Genomic DNA, 22,949 nt, shown 5'->3' with positions numbered 1-22,949 from the left:
TTTGTTATGTAACGCTTTTAGGTTGCCGCTTTTCTAAATAATCTATCCCATATACAATAAAAGATATAAAGGGGTGTTGTTAGCCAAGAGAAGGTCGGCAGTATAATACATACTCCTTATAGGAAGAAGCTTATATATTAATAAAGGAGAAAAGTATGAAACAATTTGTTATTTGTCAAGTAATTGCCGGGACAAAATATTTAGCAGCGTATGCAGAGACAAAGCAAGAGGCAATTGAAAAAGCGGAGCTATTAGGATTGAAAACAGGAGAGCGATATGTAGTAATTCCAGCTAAAGAAGCAGAAGGATTGGAATACCCTTAATTTAGAAGTGATAGCAGGATGCTTTATTGAAAAAATAGTTGATTGTAAATAAGCCTAATATAATGAGTGTGTATTAGGCTTATTAACATGAACAAAGATTATAAATCTAATTTGTTTTGTGAATGATATGTTTTTCTTTTTTGATTTTCCCTTCGATATTGGTTAATGTATCTTTTAAAGTTCCAAGTTTGTAAAAACGTAGTGGCAGCATCGAATCCAGATTGATACAGCCAGTCTTTTTCAGCGATAGTTAATTGAAAGTTCGTACTTGTAATCATGCCGGTTGGAATTTTAATTGTTCTTGCTTTTGCTTCTTTATCTAAATGGCGTAAATCATGAGCCTGCATCATTGTTTTAAATAGTCCTTTGAACATGGAAAGGGGTTCTTTGTAATGAACGGGTTCTGCTTGAATTTCATCTTTTACAAAGTGAAATCCAAAGGTAGGCCAGCGAGGAAGCGTTGGTGAATCGAAAATCCAAATCGGATAATTGCTTAAAATCCCGCCATCCACCATGTAACAAGGTTTTTTCCATTTTGGTGTTTTCCACTTTATAGGCTCGAAAAAGAAAGGGATGGTTCCGCTCATTCTGACCGCTTTCGCAATTGGAAAACGATAATTTGGAAAGCCATAGTTTGGTAGATCATCAGGAAAGATAACCATTTTCCCGTTGCTTATATCTGAAGCGATAATTTTTAAATTTTTCAGATTAGATAAATCGCTAAAAAAATAAATCCCTTTTTTACGTAATAAATCGTCTAACCATTCTTCTAAAAAAATATTGGAGTAAATTCCTAATCGAGTCCATGCACTTAACCCTTTTCCGATAATTGGGATTTTATCAAGTAACGTTTTTTTTGTAAATTGATAATAATCTAAAGTACTTATAATATCTTTTAATTCTGTACAGGAGTAACCAGCTGCTAGCAGAGCGGCGATAATGGCACCTGCTGACGTGCCAGCAACACGTTCGAAATAGTAGCCGCGCTCATTCAATGCGCAAATGGCACCTACATGTGCGATTCCACGAACCCCTCCACCTTCAAACACACCATCAATTTTCATGAAAAAATAATTCCTTTCCATGTAAAGATTTGGGGTAGCAAAAAAGCACGTGCTTTACGTGCTTTTTTACAATAGTTTTTGCAAATTACTTAGCAACCAACGAAGCCGCCCCAACAGCTAGCTCCAATGATGATTAGAAGGATAAATAAAACGATTAATAAAGCGAAGCCGCCATATCCGCAACCATAGCCACCGCCATATCCGTAACCCATGTGGAAAGCCTCCTTTTAAAAATCAAAATAAATAAACGTCTCTTAGAGAAATGATGAGGTGTCGTGTTTGTAGGAACACTGTATACTATGCTTTGGAAAACTTGTTCGCGTATAGGAGGCAAGCCCGTTTTTTATGACATGTTATTTTTGAAGATGAATTTACTACGATATATGTGCTATGATACGAATAAGTACACGACTTAAGGAGAATTTATGAAGACGAAAATTGAATCATTAATTGAAAAGTATGAATTAACGCATTTAAAACAGGAATTAATGGATACGATATTTCCTTGTATAAAAGTAGTACCGAAACAAAAAGATAAGTTGGAAATTGGGCAGTCTAAAATGGGAGGAGTTCCAGACGTACCTGTTTCATTTGAATATCCAACTTATAAAGGAGAGCCGTTGCAATTTATTGCACAGTTTCATGTAACAGATTTAAAAAATATAGATTTCAAGTATAATCTACCTCAAACAGGAATGCTCTATTTCTTTCGTTATGAAAATCATTTTATGGAAGAGGGAGATTTCCAAGGAGCGGGACGTGTCCTTTATTATGATGTTTCAGTTGATCAACTGAAAAGAATGGAGCATATAGAAGAGCGATTTACACAATGTGAAATATCATTTGAATCGACCTATAAGTTACCGGAGTTATTTATTGAAGATGAAGGGGATTCCGATCGATTTTTACAGCTACTTGAAGAATTAATTCCAGATCATTATGATAATCATCAAGTGTTTGGTGAACCTTTCTCTGTACAAAATGATGTCCTTCAAGAAGCTGGAGAGTATATTGGGGTAAACCGACATGATATGGTCCTTTTATTCCAAGTAGATTCGGATTACAACAATTGTAATATGATGTGGGGAGATTTAGGAATGCTCTATTTCTGCATTGGAAATGAAGATTTAAAACATCGTCGTTTTGAAAATGCGTGTTGCATATTACAAACATGTTAGTTAAAAAAGCAGTAGTTTACTTTGTTAAAGTATACTATTGCTTTTTTATTTTCATGAAGCATTGAGGGAACTCTTTTTGATAATATTAAAATAGCAATTAATAAATATGCATAATCTCATATTTTATTTTTCGTAAACTATTGTATACTCTATAAATATATGAAAGATTTGTTGTATATTTTTACATGAGGAGGATTAGCAAAAATGAAAAAGACAAATAAATATATAACAGCTGCTGCACTTTGTTCAACAATTATGATTGGTGGTTTACAAGCCCCTTCGATATCTTATGCAGCATCAAATCAATCCATTGTAGCTCCATCAGCAGAGGTCAAGTTGTTGGAAGATTTTAAAAGAGAGTTAAAACAGAAGATTGATCATCAAGAAGAAAATATTACATTAAAATATAATACGAAAGAAAGCGATGCTCGATCTGTAATGAATATGCTTTATCAAGAATATAATAAAATAGTAGATGCAGATGAGTATGTAAAATACAATATTGCAAGTACAAGATACTCTATACGTGGATTACCAGGAAATTATACGTTTACATTACATATCTCTTATCGTGAGTCAAAGGAACAAACACAATATGTAAAGACGCAAGCAAAAGCAATTGTTAACACAATTATTAAGGCTGGCATGGATGAACATGAAAAGGTGAAAGCGATTCATGATTATGTGGTGAAACATGTTTCTTATGATACTTCTTATCAAGCATATACAGCATATGAAGCTTTAGTAAATCGTTCAGCTGTTTGCCAAGGATATACACTATTAACGTATCAACTCATGCAGCAAGCGGGTATTCAAACACGTTTTGTCACTGGCAAAGGAAACGGACAAGCTCATGCCTGGAATTTAGTAAAGATTGAGGGGAAATGGTATCATTTAGATACTACGTTTGATGATCCAGTTCCTGATAAAGAAGGACGCGTAACATACTCATATTATAATATGACAGATGAGCAAATGAGCAAAGATCATGAATGGGATCGTAGCAAGTATCCAGCAGCAACTACAAACTACTATAATGAATTAACAAATAAAATAAAAGCAGGTAGTGCAAAAACGGCTGTATATAATCAAATGCTAAAAGATACGAATTTAGTGTATTTATCTACACAATACGGGGCTAATAATTATAATGAATTAAAGCAAAAATTACAGAAAGAATTTGCAGCGAAGCCTCAAAAAGTAGAACTGCGCTATAAACAATCAATGGATGGAACAATGCAAGATATTAACCGAGCATTAAATGAAATTTCCTGGCCGAAAGGTGCAAAGCACGTTTCTTATCAAGTTGCGCCATATAGTGCGATGGCGGGATATTCATTAGCAACCATTACATTTACATATTAATGAACGAAGAGCATCTAAAAAGGTGCTCTTTTTATCCTGTTATTTAAGGGGGAGTAAGACTCCTATCTTAAGATTTCGGAGAAAAGTAAGGGGGATAGGTGGGAGCCTCACTGCCCGTAACAGCCCGATTGGTGAGGAAAAGCGTATGAATACATTTACAGTTCTTTCTGTTATTTCATCAACAACATAATCTTTTAGAAAAGAAAATAGGAGCATTTCGATAAAAAACGAAGCTAAATCATATTAGCTTCGTTTTTTAGAATACTTATTTCCACCAATCATCAAACATAGATGCAGGTACTTGTCTTTTATGTTCACTTGCAAGATAACGCTTTTCAATTTTTTCTGCTACATCTTGAGGAACTGCTTTTCCCTCTAAGTAATCATCCAATTGATCATACGTAATTCCTAATTCTGTTTCATCAGCTTGACCTGGTTTTTCATCTAATAAGTCTGCTGTCGGCATTTTTAAGTAAAGTCGTTTGTCAGCTTCTAATTCTTGTAGTAAAGCACGACCTTGACGTTTTGTTAAGCCTGTTAGCGGTAAAAGATCCGCCCCTCCGTCACCATATTTTGTGAAGAAGCCGGTAACAGCCTCAGCTGCATGATCTGTTCCAATTACAAGCAAACCTTGTTGACCACCAATTGCGTATTGTGTCACCATACGGATACGAGCTTTTACATTGCCTTTATTAAAGTCTGTTAGTGATTCTCCTAATAAGTCTTTATATTGATTTGAAAATGCATCAACAGCTGGAGCGATATCAAAAGAAACAGAGTGATCTGGTTTAATAAATTGAAGGGCAAGTTGTGCATCATCCTCATCTTTTTGCACTTTATATGGAAGGCGTACAGCGATAAACTTTGCACTTCCTCCTTCGTTACGAATTTCTTCTACTGCAAGCTGTGCTAATCGACCTGCTAGTGTCGAATCTTGACCACCACTAATACCAAGTACGAACCCTTTTGCACCTGTTTTTCTCATATAATCTTTTAAGAAATCAATTCGTTTTCGAATTTCTGTTTTTGGATCAATTACAGATTGAACATGTAATGTTTTCATAATTTGCTCTTGTAAAGTCATGATATATCCTCCTATGATCGATAAATTGTTATGTATAAATTCAATTCATATGTCTCCACTCTTATTATTTAGTAAAACTGCCGAATATACAATAGGACAATGTATGAATAGGAATGTAGCTATTATAAATAAACTCTTTGATTTAATCAATTTTTCTGCAACCTTTCAACAATGTAATGTTTTTGTCATTTGAATCGATGGAATTCAATTCTTTGCTTTATGTATGATAGCAGTATAGTAATCGAAAGGGCGGAGAAATAAGATGAACATTAGGGAATTAGCATTTCGAAATGTAACACGTAATAGAAGGACCTACTCGGCTTATTTTTTAAGTAGTGCATTTGCTATTATGGCTTTTTTTGTTTATTCATTTTTTGCATTTCATCCTGCACTAAGCGCTAGCCAATTAGGGGAATATGTATTTTTCAGTATGTCATTTGCACAATTTATTATTTATGTTTTTACATTTTTCTTTATCTTGTACTCTATGGGAATGTTTTTGAAAACGAGAAAACGAGAATTAGGAATATTGATGATGCTCGGTATGACGAAGTTTGAATTAAGACGACTTATCTTTTTTGAAAATGTTATGCTTGGGATTGCCGCGATTATTACCGGTATTCTTTGCGGAATGCTATTTTCAGGTTTGCTTATTTTCGTAGCGCCGCTATTACTTAAGTTAGACTTGTCCTTGTCATATTATGTACCAATACAGGCTATTGGTGTAACAAGTTTGATGTTTTTCATTTTATTTATTATTATTTCATTTTTTAGTGCTGGGTTGATTCGTAAAAATCAAATTATGAAGTTATTTAGAGGTTCGGTAAAAGCGAAACCCGAACCGAAAGCGTCTATCATTGCTTCATTTTTAGCCATATTGTTACTTAGTGTAGGATATATAGGGGCGTTATCTTCACATGGAGCTATGGTTTTTATTATGTTAGTTCCTGTTACGACGGTTGTTACAATTGGTACATATTTTATGTATAAGCAGCTGAGTGTATTCATAATCCGAAGATGTAAGAAGAACAAACGTTTATATTGGACACGAACAAACATCATAACGCTTTCAGATTTAGCATATCGGATGAGAGATAATGCGCGCATGTTTTTTATTGTTACAATTATTTCGACTGTAGCTTTCTCGGCGATTGGTACTTTAGTTGGTTTTACTTCTATGACTAGAGAAATGATGGAAAAACCAATTGCCTTTCAATATCATTCTGGAACAGGAAACGAAAATGAAACAGAGCATATACAATTGATTGAGAAAATATTAAAGAAATATAATATATCTACTAGCAAAATCGTGATAGCTTCGAAACGAAGTGAAGTTCAATCGATGCGCAGTGCGTCCTTTATAAAAAAGTCTGATTATAAGGTGTATGCGAAACTTACAGGTGAACAGAAAGTTGTTTTCAAGCAAAATACAGCACTGTTCTTATCAAATGAAATGCCAGGACCACCGAAAAAAGAAAGAAAAACGATACAATTATCGAACGAAGCACAAGTATTGACAGTAAAAAAAGTGAAGACATCTACTCTTAGTAAAGTACTTCTTCGTGATGTCTATGTCATTTCAGATGTGCAATATAATGCATTACAAAGTGGATTTAAAGAAATGAAAGATTATATGTATGAAACAAAAGAAACGAAAAATGAATTTGAAGCGGGCAAAGAAATAATGGAGCATATAAAACAGTACCAAAAGTATTCACAGTTTCATGCAGCAGAATATAACAACAAGCAAGCGTTACAATTTGCAGGTCCAATTTTGTTTGTAGGATTTTTTATTGGAATTGTATTTTTTGTTTGTGCAGGTAGTTTTCTATATTTTCGACTATTCTCTGACCTAGATGATGATTATCGTTTATTTGAATCCATTCGAAAAATAGGGTTAACGAGTGGAGAGTTATCTCAAGTCGTCACAATTCGATTGGCTTTATTATTCTTTGTTCCGATTGGTGTAGCAGCGTTACATGGTGGTGTTGCATTAACGGCTTTAGGGCAAATGTTTGACTATTCTTTGCTAAAAGAAAATATAATCGTCTTAAGTATATTTGTAGGAATTCAAATTGTATATTTTATGATGATACGCTCTCGTTATATAAAGCAATTGAAAGAAAGGTTAGGAATGAGGTAATGGAGTTCACTTTTGATAAATATTCAATCTAGAAGTTAGATAAGGAAGCGATGAAGACTTCACTGTTCAAAATTTGCTCAGTAAAAAGCTCTTAACAGATGATGTTAGGAGTTTTTTACGTAAGGATCGATAACAATTTCATTATTTTCGTGAAATATATAAAGTTTGAACCTATATAGAGTGATTGCTTTTCTAACATATAAACATGGCTATGAAGTGAAAGATACAGAATGCTTCAAAGTATAACCAGATACTCTTTTTGGTTTTAAAAACAAGTGTTTATCTGTATATACAAATAGTGTTTGTAGTTTTTGTGAACAATCTTGTTTTTCCTATATATTTGTCCTACACTTTATTTGTTTGCGAAAAAGTAATGTGTATATTTAACAAAGTTATTAATTCGCTTTATTGAATATGATATAAGGAGGGATTGTATGTGGAAATGGTTACAGCGTATAACAGACTTTGCAAGTAGTAAAAAAGGTGCCAAAGTAATTGTTATATCGTGGATTGTGGCTATGCTTGTCTTAACAGGAATTTCAAAACCAGCGAAGAAATATGCAAATAATGTGAGTGGTGATGGGATTCCTGAAAGTGCAGCATCTATACAAGCTGAAAAACAAGTAGAAAAATATTTTCCAAATGACGAAGGATTACCAGCTATTATTATCTTTCATCAAAAAGAAGAAATGAAAGAAGAACAGTTACATAGCATTCAAAAGATAACAAAGCAATTACAGGCTAAAAAAATCGAACATGTTGAAAAAATGATTCCGATTAGTGAAATGCCAGTTCAAATGTTAAACGGCTTTGTATCTGAGGATAAAACAAGTTTTATTCTTCCAGTAACGCTGACAAGTAATTTAGAAGTAGAAGAGATTCATAATACAGTAAAAGAAATGAAAAATGTATTAAAGCAGGAACTTCCTACTAATATGGAAGCAAAAATAACAGGACCTGCGGGGATTGCTGCGGATACATTAGAAATTTTTAAAAACGCCGATATGATTCTGTTGTTCTCGACAATTGGATTAATTTTTGTATTATTAATTGTTATTTACCGTTCTCCTCTTTTAGCAATTATTCCGCTGATTGCAGCAATTATTGTATACCAAGTGATTGACCGAAGTCTCGGTTTATTTGGTAAATGGGGACTTGAAATCAAATCGCAATCATTGTCTATTATGTCAATCTTATTATTTGCCGCATTAACAGATTATGCTCTATTTATTTTTGCACGTTATAAGGAAGAATTGCAAAAACGAGAAGATAAATATGAAAGTATGAAACAAGCGATGCGAAAAGTAGGGGAACCAATCTTCTTTAGTGGGAGTACTGTGCTTGCTTCCATGTTCATGCTCTTTTTTGCCGTATATAACGGTTACCGTAACTTTGCACCACTATTTTCTGTTGCACTTGTTGTCATTATTTTAGGCGGAATTACATTACTTCCTGCTTTGTTTGCATTATTTGGAAGGGGAGCGTTTTGGCCTTTTATACCAAAGGTTGGACAGCAGAAAGAAAAACATGTCATTTGGAGAAAAGTGAGCCATATTGTAGTAAGAAAGCCGTACATAGTTGGAGGAGCAGTTGCTCTTTTTTTAGTCGTATGTTCATTGAATCTATTTCAAATTCAGTACTCTTTTAACTTATTAAAGTCCTTTCCGGAAAATTTACAATCAAGACAAGGATATGAGTTAATTGAACAGAAATATTCTCCTGGTCAGTTAGCTCCTATTACGGTTGTAATGTCGAAGGAAGAAAAGGTAACTGATGAGGAAATTGTACAGTTTGTGAGAAAATTAACGGTACAAAAAGGAGTAGAAGGGGTAAATCCTTCTCTTGAGGCGATTCAAAAGAATACAAATCAATTGCGATCTAAAGATGGAAAAGCAGCTAAAGTGCAACTGATTTTAAAAGATCAACCATATTCACTACAGGCCATGGATACCATTCAATTTCTGCAACAGAAGGAAAATGAGTTTGTGAAGAATGGTCATGTTTACTTTTCTGGTGAAACGGCGAAGCAAGCTGATTTGTACCAGATTAATAATCACGATACAACATGCATTGTTGTGCTTATATCTATATTGATATTGATTTTGCTAGGTATGCAAACCAAATCATTGATTGCGCCAATCTATATGATTGGAACAATTCTACTCTCATATTGTGCGGCATTAGGCCTGAGTATGTTCCTGTTTGAACATATATTTGGATACAAGGACATGAGTTATCGCATTCCATTGTATACGTTTGTATTCCTTGTGGCACTTGGAGTGGATTATAATATTATGCTCGTTTCTCGCATTAAAGAAGAAGCTGCAAAACATCCTCTGCCGGTTGCAATTGAGAATGGATTAACTGCAACAGGCGGTGTTATTTCTTCTGCTGGTATCATATTAGCAGCAACGTTTGCCGTATTAACGACCCAGCCATTATTAGAACTATTTATGTTTGGATTTGTTGTGGCACTTGGAGTTATTATTGATACATTTCTTGTGCGGACACTACTTGTTCCGGCAATTATGCTTATCTTAAAGAAATGGAGCTTATGGCCGCAAAAGATGAAGTAGCAGTTGTTTTGTACTTGAGAAATATTTTGAAGCAGGAATTTTTAAATAGGAGCAAGAATTTTTATCTATAAGTGTAAGCATATTTGCTAGGGACATCATACACTTTTAGGAGGGATTCAGATGAGCAGTAGTACAGCGAATAAGCAAAAAGGAATTCGATTAATTCCATTTACAGTAAACAAGGTGGTTGAACAAGCAAACGAAATTCCACCAGGTGTACAACTGATTCACGCTCCTGAGATTTGGGAAAAAAGTGAAAAAGGAAACGATATTGTTGTAGCAGTATTAGATACAGGTTGTGATGTCAACCATGTAGATTTAAAGGATAGAATTATTGGCGGAAGAAACTTTACAGAGGATTATGGAAATGATCCAAATAATTATCTTGATAATAATGGGCATGGTACCCATGTTGCTGGAACAATTGCAGCAACAGAAAATGATATTGGAGTTTTAGGCGTTGCACCACTGGCTAAATTATTAGTATTAAAAGTATTGGCAGGGGACGGATCAGGAAACTATCAACATATTATCGATGCGATTGACTATGCTGTAAGCTGGAGAGGGCCGAATCAAGAACGAGTAAGAATTATTTCCATGTCACTTGGTGGACCAGAAGATGTACCAGAATTACATGAAGTGATTCAAAAGGCTGTCAAACAAGACGTGCTAGTTGTATGTGCCGCTGGAAATAATGGTGATTGCAATGACGAAACAGAAGAGTTGGATTTTCCAGGTGCTTATTCAGAAGTGATCGAAGTAGGAGCAGTGAATTTAGAAAGAAAGTTAGCTTGCTTCAGTAATTCGAATCAAGAAATTGACTTAGTAGCACCAGGTGAAGAAATTCTTTCTACGTATCCAGGAGGAAAGTATGCTGTATTGAGCGGGACATCTATGGCGACTCCACACATTTCCGGAGCATTAGCACTTCTAATTAAGCAATGTGAAAGGGAATATGGAAGAAGGCTTTCAGAACCAGAAATTTATGCACAGCTTATTAAGCGCACAGTGCCATTAGGATATGAGCGAACATCCGAAGGGAATGGATTGATAGATTTAATAAAAGAAGAGAATGAGAAACAAAAAGCTACATCACATAATAAATAATAATTATATTATGTAAACAAAAAGCGCTGCTTTAACAAAATGTTAAAACAGCGCTTTTCGCTTTGTTTGAATAGTTGCAGCATTTTCATCGGGAATTCCGGCGTCTTCAATAATTCGTTTTTTTGCTTTATTTAATAGGTGATTTACTACTTCGCCAAAATGGTCAGCTTCGCGTTTTGTGCGGGCTTCTCGTAAACATTTATAGTTTTCTATTAGTTCCTCTTTTTCGGAGTCTGTTAAGAAATCTTCTACTTTCTTTTTTGGCATAAGAAACACCCTTTCTTCTGACAGACAGTTCAGTTTATAAATATTTATTACATATTATAACAGTAATCTTTATCGGAAGTATAGATTATCGTCGTAATAATTTGTCAATTTCTTGAATTTTCTCATCAGCTTTACTAATTTGCATATTCTTCGCTTGTTCCCCACCTAGTGCTTGATGAAGTAAAAAGGTTTGTCCTGAAATAGCAGTGACAATGGCTACTTTAATAATTTCTTTTATTGTAGTTGCATCAAATAATACAAGTCCAAGAAGCGCAGCAAGACTGCCGGCTAATATATCAGTGAAAAATCCAAGATGAAAAAAGGTTTTTAAACGGCGTGGAAGCAATAACTTACCTTGGTTATTGATTAGATGGGAAACGAAGCCAGTTATGCCACCAATGAGAAGAGCAGTTAGCCATTGATACATTTCCATCAAATCCACTCCTTTTAGTGAATAAGATTCGGTTTTTATATGCGGATACCTTTTTCAATTTTATATAAGCATATTGAGAAAATTTGTTTTGATTATACATTTGTTCAGTTGTAATGAAAAATCTATTATACGAATTCGTTTTTCATTACAAATATTTTAAAATGATATCAGAAAATTATGTTAATTTAAGTAGCTTTTTTAAAAAGAAATACATATAATAAAGATAATGAAAATAAGAACGGGGTGATGTATTATGGCGATGATTATAAAGGGAAATGTAAACGCAAATACAAAGGTGGAGGGAAAGAACGGTATTTTATAGTTTGATGTATAAACATTTCATCAACCTTCTTCATAATGTAAACATAGTGAAATAAAATATCGTGCAATCCTTCCGTTAGGAAAACAGGGAGGATTATCATTTGGATCAAAATTGGTTACAACTATTTGGATGGGATTCTTTTTTTGAAAATCAACTTAAAGAAGATTACGAGGTAGGCCGAATTTTACTGGAACATAAGCATATTTATCGCATTATTTGTAGCGATGGGGAATATATTGCAGAGTTATCTGGGAAGTTTCGACATGAAACGAGATCCACAGGAGATTATCCAACAGTTGGTGATTGGGTGTATGTGAAGAAACTAGAAGATGAGAAAAAGGCTATCATTCACCGAGTTTTTGAAAGAAAAAGCTCTTTCGTTAGACAAGAAGCTGGCAATCGAACGGTTGAACAAGTTATAGCAGCTAATGTTGATTATCTTTTCTTGGTGAATGCGCTCAATCATGACTTTAATGTACGAAGAATCGAACGCTATTTATTACTTGCTTATGAAAGTGGAGCGACACCTGTTATTGTATTGACAAAGAGTGATTTATGCGCAGATGTAGAACAAAAAATAATAGAAACAGAAGCGGTCGCGATCGGGGTTCCCATCTTTGCAGTAGATAGTATGAAATATGTGGGGATGGAGTTGTTAAAACAATTTATAAAACCCGGAAAAACAATTGCTTTAGTAGGCTCTTCAGGTGTAGGGAAATCCACGTTATTAAATGCACTCATGGGGATGAATGTTGCAAAAATAGGTGACATTCGCAAAGAAGATAGTAAGGGGAGACATACAACTACTCATCGCGAGTTATTTCAATTACCAAGTGGCGGTTTAGTAATCGATACTCCTGGTATGAGAGAACTTCAGCTTTGGGAAGGGAGTGAATCTGTTCATGTTACTTTTTCAGATGTAGAAGAGATTGCGCAAGGTTGTCGTTTCCGTAATTGTAAACATGAAACTGAACCAGGGTGCGCGGTGCAAAGGGCGATTGATGAAGGATTTATTCATGAAGAACGCTTGCGAAACTATAAGAAATTGCAAAGAGAAATTGCCTATACGATGAGAAAACAAAATGTAGTACTTGCTCGAGCTGAACGTATGAAGTGGAAAAAAGCTACAAAAAAACATAAAAAAATATAAAAAACCAAAGGGAATTCTTTGGTTTTTTTGATTGTAAATTTTATAATAATAAGTATCCTTATATATAGACAAAGAGAAACTATTTGTTTAAAATTTACAACGTGTTTGCATCTGTCATAAAGGTAGTGATTCAAATGATTTACTTTTTTAGTTTTTAATCTTAATGTTTAAATATTCATATAATAGGGGATGGTATTATGAATCAGTTTATAAGATGGTTTCAAAATATGAAAGTGGCAAAAAAAATAATGATTTCATTTTTTATTATATTAATTGCTGCTATTTCAATTATTGGTGGGATGTCATATCAAACTGCGAAGAAAAACTTTGAATCGCAAATTATGAATGGTGCAAATGAAAATATTCGGATATTAGATAATCTCATTAATCAAGTGATTGAAAAAAAGTTTAATGATGTAAATAGTTTTGCAAGAATCACGAAAAGTGACTTTTACACAGGGGAAAATCATGATGAATTAAAGAAAATGTTATCTCAATATGTAGTGCTAAATCCGGAAGTTGAAAAGATATATATTGCAGGGGCTGACAAGACATTTGTGCAGGAACCTGTTATGCAAATGCCGGCAGATTATGATCCGACAACGCGGCCTTGGTATAAGGATGCAATCAGTAAAAATGGTGGCGTACTTATAACCGAGCCATATAAAGCAAAGGGAAATGGTCATATTGTAGTAACAATCGCAAAACAAATGGATGATAAAAATGGCGTCGTTGCTTTAGATTTAAGTCTTGACAATTTATTAAAAACAACAAAATTAATTAACATTGGAAAAAAAGGATATGCTTTTATTTTAGATCGCAATCAAAAAATCATCGCTCATCCAGAGGAGAAATCAGGTAAAAAAGCTGCAGATTCTTGGGCGAAACGACTATATCAAGAAAACCATGGTACGTTTACTTACTCTTATGGAAATAGTGAAAAGAAAATGGTATTTGCTACAAATTTAAAAACAGGTTGGAAAATTGGTGGAACAATGTATAGCAGTGAAATAATTGAAGCAGCTCAACCTGTATTTTATAATACGTTACTTATTATGGTAATTTCCTTACTTTTAGGAGGTACAATCATTTATTTTGTAACCCTTTCTATCACAAAACCTTTAAAAAGGTTAGTGACTACTGCACATCAAATTAGTGAGGGAGACTTAACGCAAACGATTGAAATTTATTCGCAAGATGAAATTGGTCAACTTGCAAAAGGTTTTAATAACATGACACAATCATTGCGTACATTAATTAGTCGAATTAATACTTCAGCAGGGCACGTTGCTGCAGCATCTGAAGAATTGACTGCAAGTGTAAGGCAGGCTAGTGAGGCAACAGAACAGATCACGACGGCAATGGAGCAAGTTTCAAGTGGGGCAAGAGAGCAAACGTCTAGCGTTGAAAGTGGTGCGGTATTATTACATAATGTAACAGAAGGGATTCAGCATGTGGCAAATAGCTCATCGGCAATCGCTAACTCGTCTTCTTATACTCGTGAAAAAGCAGAAAATGGCGGGGAGTTAGTTGGAAAAACAGTAAATCAAATGAATTCGATAGTAAAATCTGTCTCTCAATCAGATGCTGTTATTCAATTATTAAATGATAAATCAAAACAAATTGGTGAAATATTAGAAGTGATACAAAATATCGCGGATCAAACAAATTTATTAGCTTTAAATGCTGCTATTGAAGCTGCGCGAGCAGGGGAGCATGGCAAGGGATTTGCCATTGTTGCAGATGAAGTAAGGAAACTTGCAGAGCAATCTAGCATATCATCAAACGAAATTGGAAAGCTAGTAAGTGAAATACAAGAAGATATGAGCAAGACAGTCAAATCGATGAATCATGTGAATGAAGAAGTTCAGTTAGGTCTTGTAGTTGCGAATGAGACAAAACAAAATTTTGCAGAAATATTGTATTCTACAAATGAAATTGCTAAGCAAATCGAGAGTATGGTAGAAACGGCAAATGAAATGTCAAAAGGTGCAAATGAAGTTTCTATTTCAGTTGGTGAAATTGCAAGGACAGCACAAAATAATGCAACAAGTACACAAAATATTGCTGCATCCACTGAAGAGCAATTAGCTTCTATGGAAGAAATCGGATCGGCTGCTGGGACATTGTCACAAATGGCTGAAGAATTACAAGTTTTAATTGAAAAATTTAAGATATAAATCGCAAGGAGACTGTCTGTAGGGTAACCGAATTGTTACGAAGGCAGCTCCTTTATATGTATTCCGCTATTTTAGGGCAGTAATATCCCGTTTGGTGAGGGCTCATAATCAGTGAGGGAAGAAGAAAACCCTCACTGATTAAAATTTCACTTTATCGAACTCTCCATGTTAAGGTTGACAGTGAAATAAGAAAAATATCTATGAAAGTTTTGTTTTATTTGTCGAAAGATAAAGGGATTTGTTATATGCTTGTATAAATATTATAAAGTAGACTACATATAAAGGAGAACATTATGGGAATGTATTGGGGAACGAAAAGGCATTCTTGGCTTAGCTATGTTTCGTTTTGGTTAAGTATTTCATTTTTTCTTATTTTTTTAGTTGAAGTGTTTATATTTCAAACACTTTTTAATAGTTCGAATAGCATAGTGAAAATTGTGAAGTATTTTTATTTTATTGGCGTACCACTAAATGTGATTCTTAGTTTAAGATTGTTATTTAAGAAAAATGAAAAGAAAACGTTACCGATTATTAGCTTTATTGTTTCTTTATTGTTTGCAAGTTTGATCGCGGTGTTAGCTTTAGCGGCGACAGGAAAAGTATTTTAGTAAAAAGCAGGAATGTGAGCATTCCTGCTTTTTATATTGCTGGTTTATTTTAGCAAGATCTCTACTTCAAGGTTAAGTGAATGCAGAGGATATTTTTGTATATGAGAACAACGTTGTACAAAGCAAATGAATGCAGGAATAGAGTCGATATATGATACAATGAATATAGTAGATAGAAAGGGTATAATATAATACTCATGTTGTTTAGTAAGAGAGGGGTTATCTTATGCTATACGAGGATTTAGTTGGATTATTTCAAGTTGCTCCAATAGAAGAGAAAAAAGGTGGCTGGAAATATATAATCCAAGAACAAAATGGAAAATATTTAATTGGTAATGATACTACAGCAGCACATATGAGTGTGGAATTATATTTTAATGAATATGATGAAATAAGGCTGACTTTATATAAAGATGGAAATTCTATAGCAACAATGCAACGAATAGCAATTGTAAAAATAGAAATAGAAGAAGATAAAGATGCGATTCAATTCGTATTAGAGCGTATGTCAAGCCGTATGATTCGTTTGCAGTTATGCCCATATTTAGCGATAGAGATGGGACCGTATTGGGAAGTGTGTGAAGATTGTGAATGAAAAGAAGTATCCGTATAAGGATACTTCTTTCTATGTTTTTTGAAGTTGTTTACATGCAATAATTGGAAGTATTATGATGCTAACCCATCCGATAATTGGATATAAAATGTGCAGAAGTTCACTGTATCCAATATAGCTGAAAGAGTAGCTAATTAGCAAAATAAAGTAGACAATATAATTGCTTTTCCATCCTGTGATCGATTGCATTTGTTTTGTCATTCCAAAGATGTTTCCAACTAAAGTCGTAAATACTTCACCAAAAATAATGAGAACGAAGAAAAAGTGGAAGGTTGCATTAAAGCGTCGGACAACTTCTGCCATTGGAATATTGTATTGATAAAACTGTTCAACAGATAAAATGGCTAAATGACTACATAGTAGGATAAAGCAAAGTCCTGCTCCACCTAGGATTCCCCCCCATATAATTGCTTTACGCTCTTTTACTTCACTTGCTAATGGTACGAGAACACTTTGGGCGAGTGAAAGGTTGAGGGCAACATATGTAATAGGGCTTGTAACCCATTTTATATTCCAATTTTCCGCAGGAACAGCGTTATAGATAGGTGTTGCACCATGGAGCAAAGTGGTGATAGCAAGTCCAATAATAAAAATCATCATAATGGGTACGACTAGAGTATTTACTTCGAAAACCCCTTGTAGCCCACGGCTACCGATAATGAGGCAGGCGATCACTGTAATAAAAATACCAAGTTGTCTTGGAAGGCGGAGTTGTTCTTCAAATACGGCCCCTGCGCCTGATAGCATAACACTTGTAACTCCAAATAGTACAAGTAGCAATAATGTATTTACAACATTCCCAAATACATCCCCAAATAAGTATTTATTAAATTCTTGTGCAGAAAATGCACCAATTTGCGAGGAAAGTAACATCATTTTTGTCCCTAGCCAAATAAAGAAAAATCCACTTATACATATTCCAATTGTTCCATATATTCCATTGACGGTAAAAAACTCGACAATCTCTCTTCCAGTTGCAAAACCGGCTCCGACGACAGTCCCAATATAAGTAGCAGCCACTTTTTTTGCTACTTGCCATTGCTGATTATTCATGTCATCCCTCTTTCTACTATGATGAACGTATCTTATTACTATGCATATGTAAGTGCTCGGACAATTAGACATGCGAAGTGATAGAAAGAGCACATAAATTTTAGGCAATAAGACTCCTACCTCAAAATTTAGAGAGGGAAACTTTATTGCCCGTAACAGCCTAATTGGTGAGGGGGAAGAGGATCCCCCACTGATTAAAGTTTCACTTTATCGGTTTGGTGCACTATGAAAGTTGTTAAAAATTTGTTACATATCAGCTTATGATTTGGAAGGAAAGGAAAAGTATGGTACAATAAAAGAGGATTATTAAGAGAGAATAATTCTAAAATTGTAAGAGGAGTGGATTGGATGAGTACGAAAGCAAATGTTGTCGAAGTATTGAACAAACAAGTAGCAAACTGGAATGTATTATATGTGAAACTTCATAATTACCACTGGTATGTGACAGGACCACACTTCTTTACATTACATGAGAAATTTGAAGAGCTTTATACAGAAGCTGCTACATATATTGATGAATTAGCAGAACGTATTTTAGCATTAGGTGGAAAACCGTTAGCAACAATGAAAGAATATTTAGAAACATCAACAGTACATGAAGGAACAAGTAAAGAAGCAGCGGAAGAAATGGTACAAGTATTAGTAAATGATTTCTCTGCTATTATTCAAGAGTTAAAAGAAGGTATGGAAGTGGCAGAACAAGCTGGAGATGAAACATCTGCTGACATGTTATTAGCAATTCATACAACATTAGAACAACATGTTTGGATGTTGAGTGCGTTCTTAAAATAAGATATAGTAATTAAATTATGATTTACCCTCACAAAAAACCTATTGAAAAAATCTTTCAATAGGTTTTTTTAATTTTTCCGATTTCTCTTTATGGTATAATATAGTAAAAAGGAGGCGATGCAATGTTTCGCTTTTTCAAAAGTGGAAAAGAGGAGAGGCCAATTACAAAAGACGAGCTAGAACAAGCGATGGCAAAGTTTTTAGAGACTAATACAAATATTGTGTACACAGTATTAGTTAATGATGACTATACAGTGAATTATGATTTATTAAAGCCCTATTTACAAGCTTTTCCAACAAATAAGTTTCTTATTACAAAGGAAACGCTAGAGGTATTTGAACATACAGACGAAAATTTAGAACTTGTAAAAGAGATTGATCTGGTACAAAAAGCAGTGGATCAATATGTAACAGAGAAAGAAACATTCCCTATTGTAGAAGACAATGAAGAACGTCTTATATGTGGCATAAAATTAGCACCATATTTAGATCGTATATTAAAAAGGGATTTATATATATCAGAGAAACATTATTTAGTTTCCAGTAAACCGGATAAAAAGAAGATTGTGTAAGTTGAAAACAACAATATATACATTGTTGTCTTTTTTTGTTTTAAAACTATTTTTTCTGCGTATTGTAATCTTTTCTATGATAGAAAAGGAAAAAGAACATCACTTGAAATGATGTTCTCTGCTTTTAATGAGAAATTCCACGTTCATAATGGTTCATTTCTACTAAGTTTAAAATGTAATCGTAGTTATCGATTTCCATTTTTATTTGATTTCGTTCTTCTTCTGTTAGTCTTACACTTGTAAGCTGTCTACATAACTGCTGTTTTTTTAGTTCTAATTGTTTTTTCGTTGCATGATAGTCGTAAGTATGTTTCATTTTTTATCAATCCTTTCCTTACATTCCTATCCTACACCTTTATTATATGTGGAAATAAAAGGATTGAGAGCAATGCTGTTTGTATTTTTTGTGAATCTTCTTATGTGTATATATATTGCATGAAAATAATTTAGAATTATTTGAAAAATATTTAAAATGAGAAAAATATTTGCTTATATTTAGAATGAATATTATTATATATAAAATAAATGCTAAGGAGTGTTGAAAATGAATCCATTGTTACTTGATTTTCCCTCGGAATTTTATACAGATAGATTATTTATTCGAATGCCTAAACCTGGAGACGGGGCAGTGGTCTATGAAGCAATTCAAGCATCAATACAAGAGTTAAAATCTTGGATGGTTTTTGCACAAAAGGAACAAACGAGAGAAGAAGTAGAGGCTAGTATAAGAAAATCACATATTCAATTTTTACAGCGAGAAGATTTAAGATTGTTAGTCTTTTTAAGAGAAACTGGTGAATTTGTTGCTTCTACTGGATTGCACCGGATTAAGTGGGAAATACCACAGTTTGAAATTGGATATTGGATTGATACACGTTTGAGTGGGAAAGGTTATATGGCCGAGGCGGTAAAAGGAATTACCGATTATGCTTTTTCTGAACTGAAAGCAAACAGGTTAGAAATTCGTTGTGATCCCACAAATAGGAAAAGTAGAGCGATACCTGAGAAGCTAGGCTTTAAATTAGAAGGGATTTTAGAAAATAGTAGTGTAGCAGTAGATGGAAATGGATTAAGGGATACATGTGTGTTTGCGATGACGAGAAATAGATATGAGAAAGAAAAGTGATAGAGTCACAGACCTTCTTTTATTTATAAGAAAATGAAACCAGTTGAATATCGTTTTAAAAAATTTGTCTTATGATTTTCACCCATCCTAAATAGGAAAAACCTAAAATAATTGCCCATAAAAATGCAAGACGAGCACTACGAGGAATGGACAACCAAATTTTGAATAATTTCCATAAATAATCATTCTTTTGTTTGTTCAAAATCTCACCTCCTTATGATATAGATTGTAGCATAAAAGTGGGATATGGTACGCTACTCTGTATATAAGGATTTTATATACAATATATATTTTTTCTGTATAGTATAATGTATATAGAGACAGCTATAAGGAGATGTAAGTAATGATTCCTGTAACAATTTTAACTGGTTTTCTTGGTTCCGGGAAAACGACATTGCTAAATAGAATCCTATTGGAAGACCATGGGAAAAAATTAGCGGTTATTGTAAATGAAATAGGACAAATTGGCATCGATAATCAATTGGTTATGAATGTTGAAGAAGAAATTATGGAAATGACAAATGGTTGTTTATGTTGTACAGTTCGTGAAGATTTGCTTGTCGCATTAAAACAACTATTGGATGTAAAAGCAGAAGGAAAAATGGATTTTGATGGTTTAGTGATTGAAACAACTGGGCTTGCAAATCCAGGTCCTATTATTCAAACGTTCTTTTTAGACCCAGTCATTCAATCATCATATAAAGTTGATGGTGTTGTGACAGTGATCGATAGTTATCATATTCATAAACATTTTGAAAAAGGACTGGAAGCAAAAGAACAAATTGCCTTTGCAGATGTTGTATTAGTGAATAAATTAGATTTAATTGGAGAAGCAGAAAAAGAAGCACTTCTTATTGAATTACAAGGGATGAATCCAACAGCAAAATTAATCCCAACGACAAATTGTGAAGTGGATATTCCAGCTTTACTCGAAATTCAAACGTTTAAAACGCGTGATACATTAGAAATTTATCCTCATACAGAGCACCATCATTTAGAAGGGATAAAATCATTTGTATTACGTGAAGAACAACCCCTTGATTTACAAAAGTTAAACGAATGGATGTCAGCTGTTGTTCAGGAGCTAGGGGAGTATTTATATCGTTATAAAGGAATTTTGTCTATTGATGGGGTAAATCGACGAATTGTATTCCAAGGTGTACATACCCTATTTGCTGCTTCCTATGATCGAGAATGGCAAGAAGGAGAAAAACGAATAAGCGAAGTCGTTTTCATAGGGAAAGACCTTAATAAAGAGTGGTTTCAGGAACATTTTAAAGAATGTATGAAATAAGCCTGCAGATTTTTTGCAGGTTTATTTTTTATAGAAATGATATGAGATTGTAAGACCGAGAAATATAGGGGAAAGAAATTAGAAATAGAAAATGTATTAGGAATCAATAAAAAAACAGCCTATTTTCATAGGCTGAATCTCTTATGTAGAAGCAATTCCATCACAACACCTACAACAGGACCGCTGTCATCGATATCACCAGTTAAGCGAAAACCGAATGATTCATATAGTTTCATTGCTATGTTATTGTCTGGATGAAGACTTAAATACACTTTTTTACATTGAAATTTTTCTTGCAAATAAGGTATGAGTAAGTGAAGAAAACGTTTGGCATATCCCTGTCCTTGAAAATGGTAATCAATCATGAAGCGATCTAGCCATACGCTATCATTTTCTTTAGAATACCAGCCATACATGGCGTACCCGACAAGCGTTTCTCCATCATATAAGCCTATTGATGTTCCGTTTCCTTCATATAATGATTCTGCTAAAGAAAACGCATTACTTTCAATGAATTGTTGTTGTTCGCTTGCTACATGTAAAGCAGCGACGGAACGCCAATTATTTGCCGTTACTTCACAAATGTGAAGATTCATAGTTCCAACTCACTTTCTGAATGAGATCTTTCATAATATGGATAATTGTACTTGTTATTTTATGTAAGTCAAGTTGTATTAAGCATAAAAAGACAGCTGAATCATCAGCTGCCTTTGAAAAATTTAATTTGTAGCTTCTTTTAAAGCGTTCACGTTTTCTTCCATTAACGTAAAGTAATCTTTATTTTTCTTTGCGTCATCTTCAGATATTGTAGCAAGATGATTTAAACGCAAAATTTTTGTACCAGTTTCTTTTTGAATCACTTCAGCAACTTTTGGGGTAGAAAATGTTTCAAATAAAATATATTTTAAACCATGTTCTTTCGCTGTTTTTGTAATCGTAGCTAATTCTTTTTGAGATGGTTCCTCCGAAGATGAAATGCCAGCGATTGGAATTTGTTTTAAGCCGTAACGATGTTCCCAGTATCCATATGCCGCGTGAGAAACTAAAACTTCTTTTGTTTTTGCATTGGTAACTACAGATTTAAAATGATCGTCTAAATCAGTAAATTTTGTTTGTAGAGCTGCAAAGTTTTTTTCAAATTCTTTTTTATGTTCAGGTTGTAGCTTTACAAGGGCATCTTTAATTTTTTCTGCCTGTTTCATCGCAAGAGTTGGGTCTAACCAAACGTGTGGATCTTGATCATGATGATGAGCATGTTCTTTATGGTCGCTTTCTTGTTCATGATGCTCATCTTCAGATGAAGCATGCAGATCAATACCTTGGGATGCATTTACAGTTTGTACGTTTTCCTGTTTCAATGTTTTTTCCATCTTTTCCGCAAATGGTTCTAAATCAGCGCCGTTATATACAAATAAGTCTGCTTTTGCAATTTGAACAGTTTGCTTTTGGCTAGGCTCATATGTATGAGAATCAGCACCTGGTGGATAAATCATTTCGACATTTACATAATCGCCACCAATTTTTTTAGTAAAATCGGCAAGTGGAAAAATAGTTGTATACACAGAAAGTTTACCATCTTTTTTTGAAACACTATTCTTTTTAGCGGAACAGCCAGCAAAGATTAATGTGAAAACTAATAGGAATGAAAATAAGGTTAATCTTTTACTCATGGAATTCTCCTCTTTTCGCTTTTTTACAA

At 33.9% G+C, this 22,949-nt stretch carries 24 protein-coding genes and 1 pseudogene; 15 read left to right on the top strand and 10 right to left on the bottom strand.

Going from position 1 to position 22,949, the window contains the following annotated elements; translation table 11 throughout:
• Positions 1-155: 155 nt before the first annotated feature.
• Positions 156-323: a DUF3933 family protein gene (locus MR063_RS10110; protein ID WP_242144661.1), complete on the top strand. Its 168-nt coding sequence runs from the start codon at positions 156-158 to the stop codon at positions 321-323.
• Positions 324-421: 98 nt separating this feature from the next.
• Here the strand turns inward: MR063_RS10110 and MR063_RS10105 are convergent, their stop codons facing one another.
• A complete protein-coding gene (locus MR063_RS10105) occupies positions 422-1,387 on the bottom strand; it encodes a patatin-like phospholipase family protein (RefSeq protein ID WP_242197194.1) in 966 nt (321 codons plus the stop codon).
• A gap of 89 nt (positions 1,388-1,476) precedes the next feature.
• Complete coding sequence (locus tag MR063_RS10100; RefSeq protein ID WP_041809642.1) at positions 1,477-1,599, bottom strand: YjcZ family sporulation protein; 123 nt, start codon at positions 1,597-1,599, stop codon at positions 1,477-1,479.
• Between the two features lie 213 nt (positions 1,600-1,812).
• Here MR063_RS10100 and MR063_RS10095 point away from each other — a divergent pair, with 213 nt between their 5' ends.
• Positions 1,813-2,565: a YwqG family protein gene (locus MR063_RS10095; protein WP_242197191.1), complete on the top strand. Its 753-nt coding sequence runs from the start codon at positions 1,813-1,815 to the stop codon at positions 2,563-2,565.
• Between the two features lie 204 nt (positions 2,566-2,769).
• Positions 2,770-3,930 (top strand): transglutaminase domain-containing protein, encoded by a 1,161-nt coding sequence (locus MR063_RS10090; RefSeq protein WP_242197188.1) that lies wholly within the window; start codon positions 2,770-2,772, stop codon positions 3,928-3,930.
• Between the two features lie 265 nt (positions 3,931-4,195).
• On the opposite strand, the gene nadE is transcribed toward MR063_RS10090, so the two are convergent.
• The gene (nadE, locus tag MR063_RS10085) at positions 4,196-5,014 is read right to left on the bottom strand and encodes an ammonia-dependent NAD(+) synthetase (protein WP_242197185.1); all 819 of its coding nucleotides are present in this window, start codon (positions 5,012-5,014) and stop codon (positions 4,196-4,198) included.
• Between the two features lie 262 nt (positions 5,015-5,276).
• Between nadE and MR063_RS10080 the strand changes: the two genes are divergently transcribed.
• From MR063_RS10080 to MR063_RS10070, 3 genes are all read left to right on the top strand, one after another.
• Complete coding sequence (locus tag MR063_RS10080) at positions 5,277-7,157, top strand: FtsX-like permease family protein (RefSeq protein ID WP_242197182.1); 1,881 nt, start codon at positions 5,277-5,279, stop codon at positions 7,155-7,157.
• Positions 7,158-7,591: 434 nt separating this feature from the next.
• Complete coding sequence (locus tag MR063_RS10075) at positions 7,592-9,733, top strand: MMPL family transporter (RefSeq protein ID WP_242197179.1); 2,142 nt, start codon at positions 7,592-7,594, stop codon at positions 9,731-9,733.
• A 120-nt stretch (positions 9,734-9,853) separates the two neighbouring features.
• On the top strand, positions 9,854-10,840 hold the full coding sequence (locus MR063_RS10070; protein ID WP_242197176.1) for a S8 family peptidase: 987 nt from the start codon (positions 9,854-9,856) through the stop codon (positions 10,838-10,840).
• A 42-nt stretch (positions 10,841-10,882) separates the two neighbouring features.
• Here MR063_RS10070 and MR063_RS10065 read toward each other — a convergent pair whose 3' ends face one another.
• Both MR063_RS10065 and MR063_RS10060 read right to left on the bottom strand, forming a co-directional pair.
• A complete protein-coding gene (locus MR063_RS10065) occupies positions 10,883-11,107 on the bottom strand; it encodes a hypothetical protein (protein ID WP_242144669.1) in 225 nt (74 codons plus the stop codon).
• Between the two features lie 85 nt (positions 11,108-11,192).
• Positions 11,193-11,540 (bottom strand): DUF4257 domain-containing protein, encoded by a 348-nt coding sequence (locus tag MR063_RS10060; RefSeq protein ID WP_242144670.1) that lies wholly within the window; start codon positions 11,538-11,540, stop codon positions 11,193-11,195.
• A gap of 422 nt (positions 11,541-11,962) precedes the next feature.
• Here MR063_RS10060 and rsgA point away from each other — a divergent pair, with 422 nt between their 5' ends.
• The 5 genes and pseudogenes from rsgA (at position 11,963) to MR063_RS10040 (ending at position 16,395) form a co-directional block, all read left to right on the top strand.
• The gene (gene rsgA / locus MR063_RS10055) at positions 11,963-13,012 is read left to right on the top strand and encodes a ribosome small subunit-dependent GTPase A (RefSeq protein ID WP_242197173.1); all 1,050 of its coding nucleotides are present in this window, start codon (positions 11,963-11,965) and stop codon (positions 13,010-13,012) included.
• Positions 13,013-13,209: 197 nt separating this feature from the next.
• Positions 13,210-14,250 (top strand): annotated as a pseudogene (locus MR063_RS22115) (HAMP domain-containing protein); the annotation flags it as partial.
• Entirely contained in the window at positions 14,245-15,192 is a 948-nt protein-coding gene (locus tag MR063_RS22110) for a methyl-accepting chemotaxis protein (RefSeq protein WP_396021832.1), read from the top strand. The pseudogene MR063_RS22115 and the gene MR063_RS22110, both read left to right, overlap by 6 nt.
• Positions 15,193-15,485: 293 nt before the next feature.
• On the top strand, positions 15,486-15,800 hold the full coding sequence (locus MR063_RS10045; RefSeq protein WP_242144672.1) for a hypothetical protein: 315 nt from the start codon (positions 15,486-15,488) through the stop codon (positions 15,798-15,800).
• Between the two features lie 226 nt (positions 15,801-16,026).
• Entirely contained in the window at positions 16,027-16,395 is a 369-nt protein-coding gene (locus MR063_RS10040) for a DUF3979 family protein (RefSeq protein WP_242197167.1), read from the top strand.
• A 30-nt stretch (positions 16,396-16,425) separates the two neighbouring features.
• On the opposite strand, the gene MR063_RS10035 is transcribed toward MR063_RS10040, so the two are convergent.
• The gene (locus tag MR063_RS10035) at positions 16,426-17,466 is read right to left on the bottom strand and encodes a YkvI family membrane protein (protein WP_242197164.1); all 1,041 of its coding nucleotides are present in this window, start codon (positions 17,464-17,466) and stop codon (positions 16,426-16,428) included.
• Positions 17,467-17,814: 348 nt separating this feature from the next.
• Here MR063_RS10035 and MR063_RS10030 point away from each other — a divergent pair, with 348 nt between their 5' ends.
• Both MR063_RS10030 and MR063_RS10025 read left to right on the top strand, forming a co-directional pair.
• Positions 17,815-18,258, top strand: coding sequence for a Dps family protein (locus MR063_RS10030; protein WP_242144675.1), 444 nt, complete (start codon positions 17,815-17,817; stop codon positions 18,256-18,258).
• 122 nt (positions 18,259-18,380) lie between these two features.
• The gene (locus tag MR063_RS10025) at positions 18,381-18,830 is read left to right on the top strand and encodes a DUF3939 domain-containing protein (protein WP_242197161.1); all 450 of its coding nucleotides are present in this window, start codon (positions 18,381-18,383) and stop codon (positions 18,828-18,830) included.
• 124 nt (positions 18,831-18,954) lie between these two features.
• Here the strand turns inward: MR063_RS10025 and MR063_RS10020 are convergent, their stop codons facing one another.
• Complete coding sequence (locus MR063_RS10020; RefSeq protein ID WP_242144677.1) at positions 18,955-19,146, bottom strand: DUF3896 family protein; 192 nt, start codon at positions 19,144-19,146, stop codon at positions 18,955-18,957.
• 228 nt (positions 19,147-19,374) lie between these two features.
• Between MR063_RS10020 and MR063_RS10015 the strand changes: the two genes are divergently transcribed.
• Entirely contained in the window at positions 19,375-19,956 is a 582-nt protein-coding gene (locus tag MR063_RS10015) for a GNAT family N-acetyltransferase (RefSeq protein WP_242197158.1), read from the top strand.
• A gap of 55 nt (positions 19,957-20,011) precedes the next feature.
• On the opposite strand, the gene MR063_RS10010 is transcribed toward MR063_RS10015, so the two are convergent.
• Positions 20,012-20,158, bottom strand: coding sequence for a hypothetical protein (locus MR063_RS10010; RefSeq protein ID WP_242197155.1), 147 nt, complete (start codon positions 20,156-20,158; stop codon positions 20,012-20,014).
• Between the two features lie 141 nt (positions 20,159-20,299).
• Here MR063_RS10010 and MR063_RS10005 point away from each other — a divergent pair, with 141 nt between their 5' ends.
• Positions 20,300-21,250 carry a CobW family GTP-binding protein gene (locus MR063_RS10005; RefSeq protein WP_242197153.1) on the top strand — a complete coding sequence of 317 codons (951 nt, stop codon included), beginning with the start codon at positions 20,300-20,302 and terminating at the stop codon, positions 21,248-21,250.
• 125 nt (positions 21,251-21,375) lie between these two features.
• On the opposite strand, the gene MR063_RS10000 is transcribed toward MR063_RS10005, so the two are convergent.
• Together MR063_RS10000 and MR063_RS09995 are read right to left on the bottom strand one after the other, a co-directional pair.
• Positions 21,376-21,846 carry a GNAT family N-acetyltransferase gene (locus MR063_RS10000; RefSeq protein ID WP_242197148.1) on the bottom strand — a complete coding sequence of 157 codons (471 nt, stop codon included), beginning with the start codon at positions 21,844-21,846 and terminating at the stop codon, positions 21,376-21,378.
• Between the two features lie 123 nt (positions 21,847-21,969).
• Entirely contained in the window at positions 21,970-22,920 is a 951-nt protein-coding gene (locus tag MR063_RS09995) for a metal ABC transporter substrate-binding protein (RefSeq protein ID WP_242197145.1), read from the bottom strand.
• Between the last annotated feature and the right edge of the window lie 29 nt (positions 22,921-22,949).

The organism is Bacillus cereus group sp. BfR-BA-01492 (genome assembly GCF_022662815.1).
Lineage (GTDB): Bacteria > Bacillota > Bacilli > Bacillales > Bacillaceae_G > Bacillus_A > Bacillus_A cereus_BD.
Note: the sequence above shows the minus strand (reverse complement) of the source record. Positions and strands in the feature narration are given on the sequence as shown.

Bases quoted from the DNA above. Each gene is read 5' to 3' on its own strand.
- MR063_RS10020 (WP_242144677.1), bottom strand. From the start codon at position 19,146: ATGAAACATACTTACGACTATCATGCAACGAAAAAACAATTAGAACTA.
- MR063_RS10090 (WP_242197188.1), top strand. From the start codon at position 2,770: ATGAAAAAGACAAATAAATATATAACAGCTGCTGCACTTTGTTCAACA.
- MR063_RS10015 (WP_242197158.1), top strand. From the start codon at position 19,375: ATGAATCCATTGTTACTTGATTTTCCCTCGGAATTTTATACAGATAGA.
- MR063_RS10070 (WP_242197176.1), top strand. From the start codon at position 9,854: ATGAGCAGTAGTACAGCGAATAAGCAAAAAGGAATTCGATTAATTCCA.
- MR063_RS10060 (WP_242144670.1), bottom strand. From the start codon at position 11,540: ATGGAAATGTATCAATGGCTAACTGCTCTTCTCATTGGTGGCATAACT.
- MR063_RS10045 (WP_242144672.1), top strand. From the start codon at position 15,486: ATGGGAATGTATTGGGGAACGAAAAGGCATTCTTGGCTTAGCTATGTT.
- MR063_RS10080 (WP_242197182.1), top strand. From the start codon at position 5,277: ATGAACATTAGGGAATTAGCATTTCGAAATGTAACACGTAATAGAAGG.
- MR063_RS10000 (WP_242197148.1), bottom strand. From the start codon at position 21,846: ATGAATCTTCACATTTGTGAAGTAACGGCAAATAATTGGCGTTCCGTC.
- MR063_RS10100 (WP_041809642.1), bottom strand. From the start codon at position 1,599: ATGGGTTACGGATATGGCGGTGGCTATGGTTGCGGATATGGCGGCTTC.
- MR063_RS10030 (WP_242144675.1), top strand. From the start codon at position 17,815: ATGAGTACGAAAGCAAATGTTGTCGAAGTATTGAACAAACAAGTAGCA.
- MR063_RS10110 (WP_242144661.1), top strand. From the start codon at position 156: ATGAAACAATTTGTTATTTGTCAAGTAATTGCCGGGACAAAATATTTA.
- MR063_RS10095 (WP_242197191.1), top strand. From the start codon at position 1,813: ATGAAGACGAAAATTGAATCATTAATTGAAAAGTATGAATTAACGCAT.
- MR063_RS10065 (WP_242144669.1), bottom strand. From the start codon at position 11,107: ATGCCAAAAAAGAAAGTAGAAGATTTCTTAACAGACTCCGAAAAAGAG.
- MR063_RS10040 (WP_242197167.1), top strand. From the start codon at position 16,027: ATGCTATACGAGGATTTAGTTGGATTATTTCAAGTTGCTCCAATAGAA.
- nadE (WP_242197185.1), bottom strand. From the start codon at position 5,014: ATGACTTTACAAGAGCAAATTATGAAAACATTACATGTTCAATCTGTA.
- MR063_RS22110 (WP_396021832.1), top strand. From the start codon at position 14,245: ATGACACAATCATTGCGTACATTAATTAGTCGAATTAATACTTCAGCA.
- MR063_RS10105 (WP_242197194.1), bottom strand. From the start codon at position 1,387: ATGAAAATTGATGGTGTGTTTGAAGGTGGAGGGGTTCGTGGAATCGCA.
- MR063_RS10005 (WP_242197153.1), top strand. From the start codon at position 20,300: ATGATTCCTGTAACAATTTTAACTGGTTTTCTTGGTTCCGGGAAAACG.
- MR063_RS10075 (WP_242197179.1), top strand. From the start codon at position 7,592: ATGTGGAAATGGTTACAGCGTATAACAGACTTTGCAAGTAGTAAAAAA.
- MR063_RS10025 (WP_242197161.1), top strand. From the start codon at position 18,381: ATGTTTCGCTTTTTCAAAAGTGGAAAAGAGGAGAGGCCAATTACAAAA.
- MR063_RS10035 (WP_242197164.1), bottom strand. From the start codon at position 17,466: ATGAATAATCAGCAATGGCAAGTAGCAAAAAAAGTGGCTGCTACTTAT.
- MR063_RS09995 (WP_242197145.1), bottom strand. From the start codon at position 22,920: ATGAGTAAAAGATTAACCTTATTTTCATTCCTATTAGTTTTCACATTA.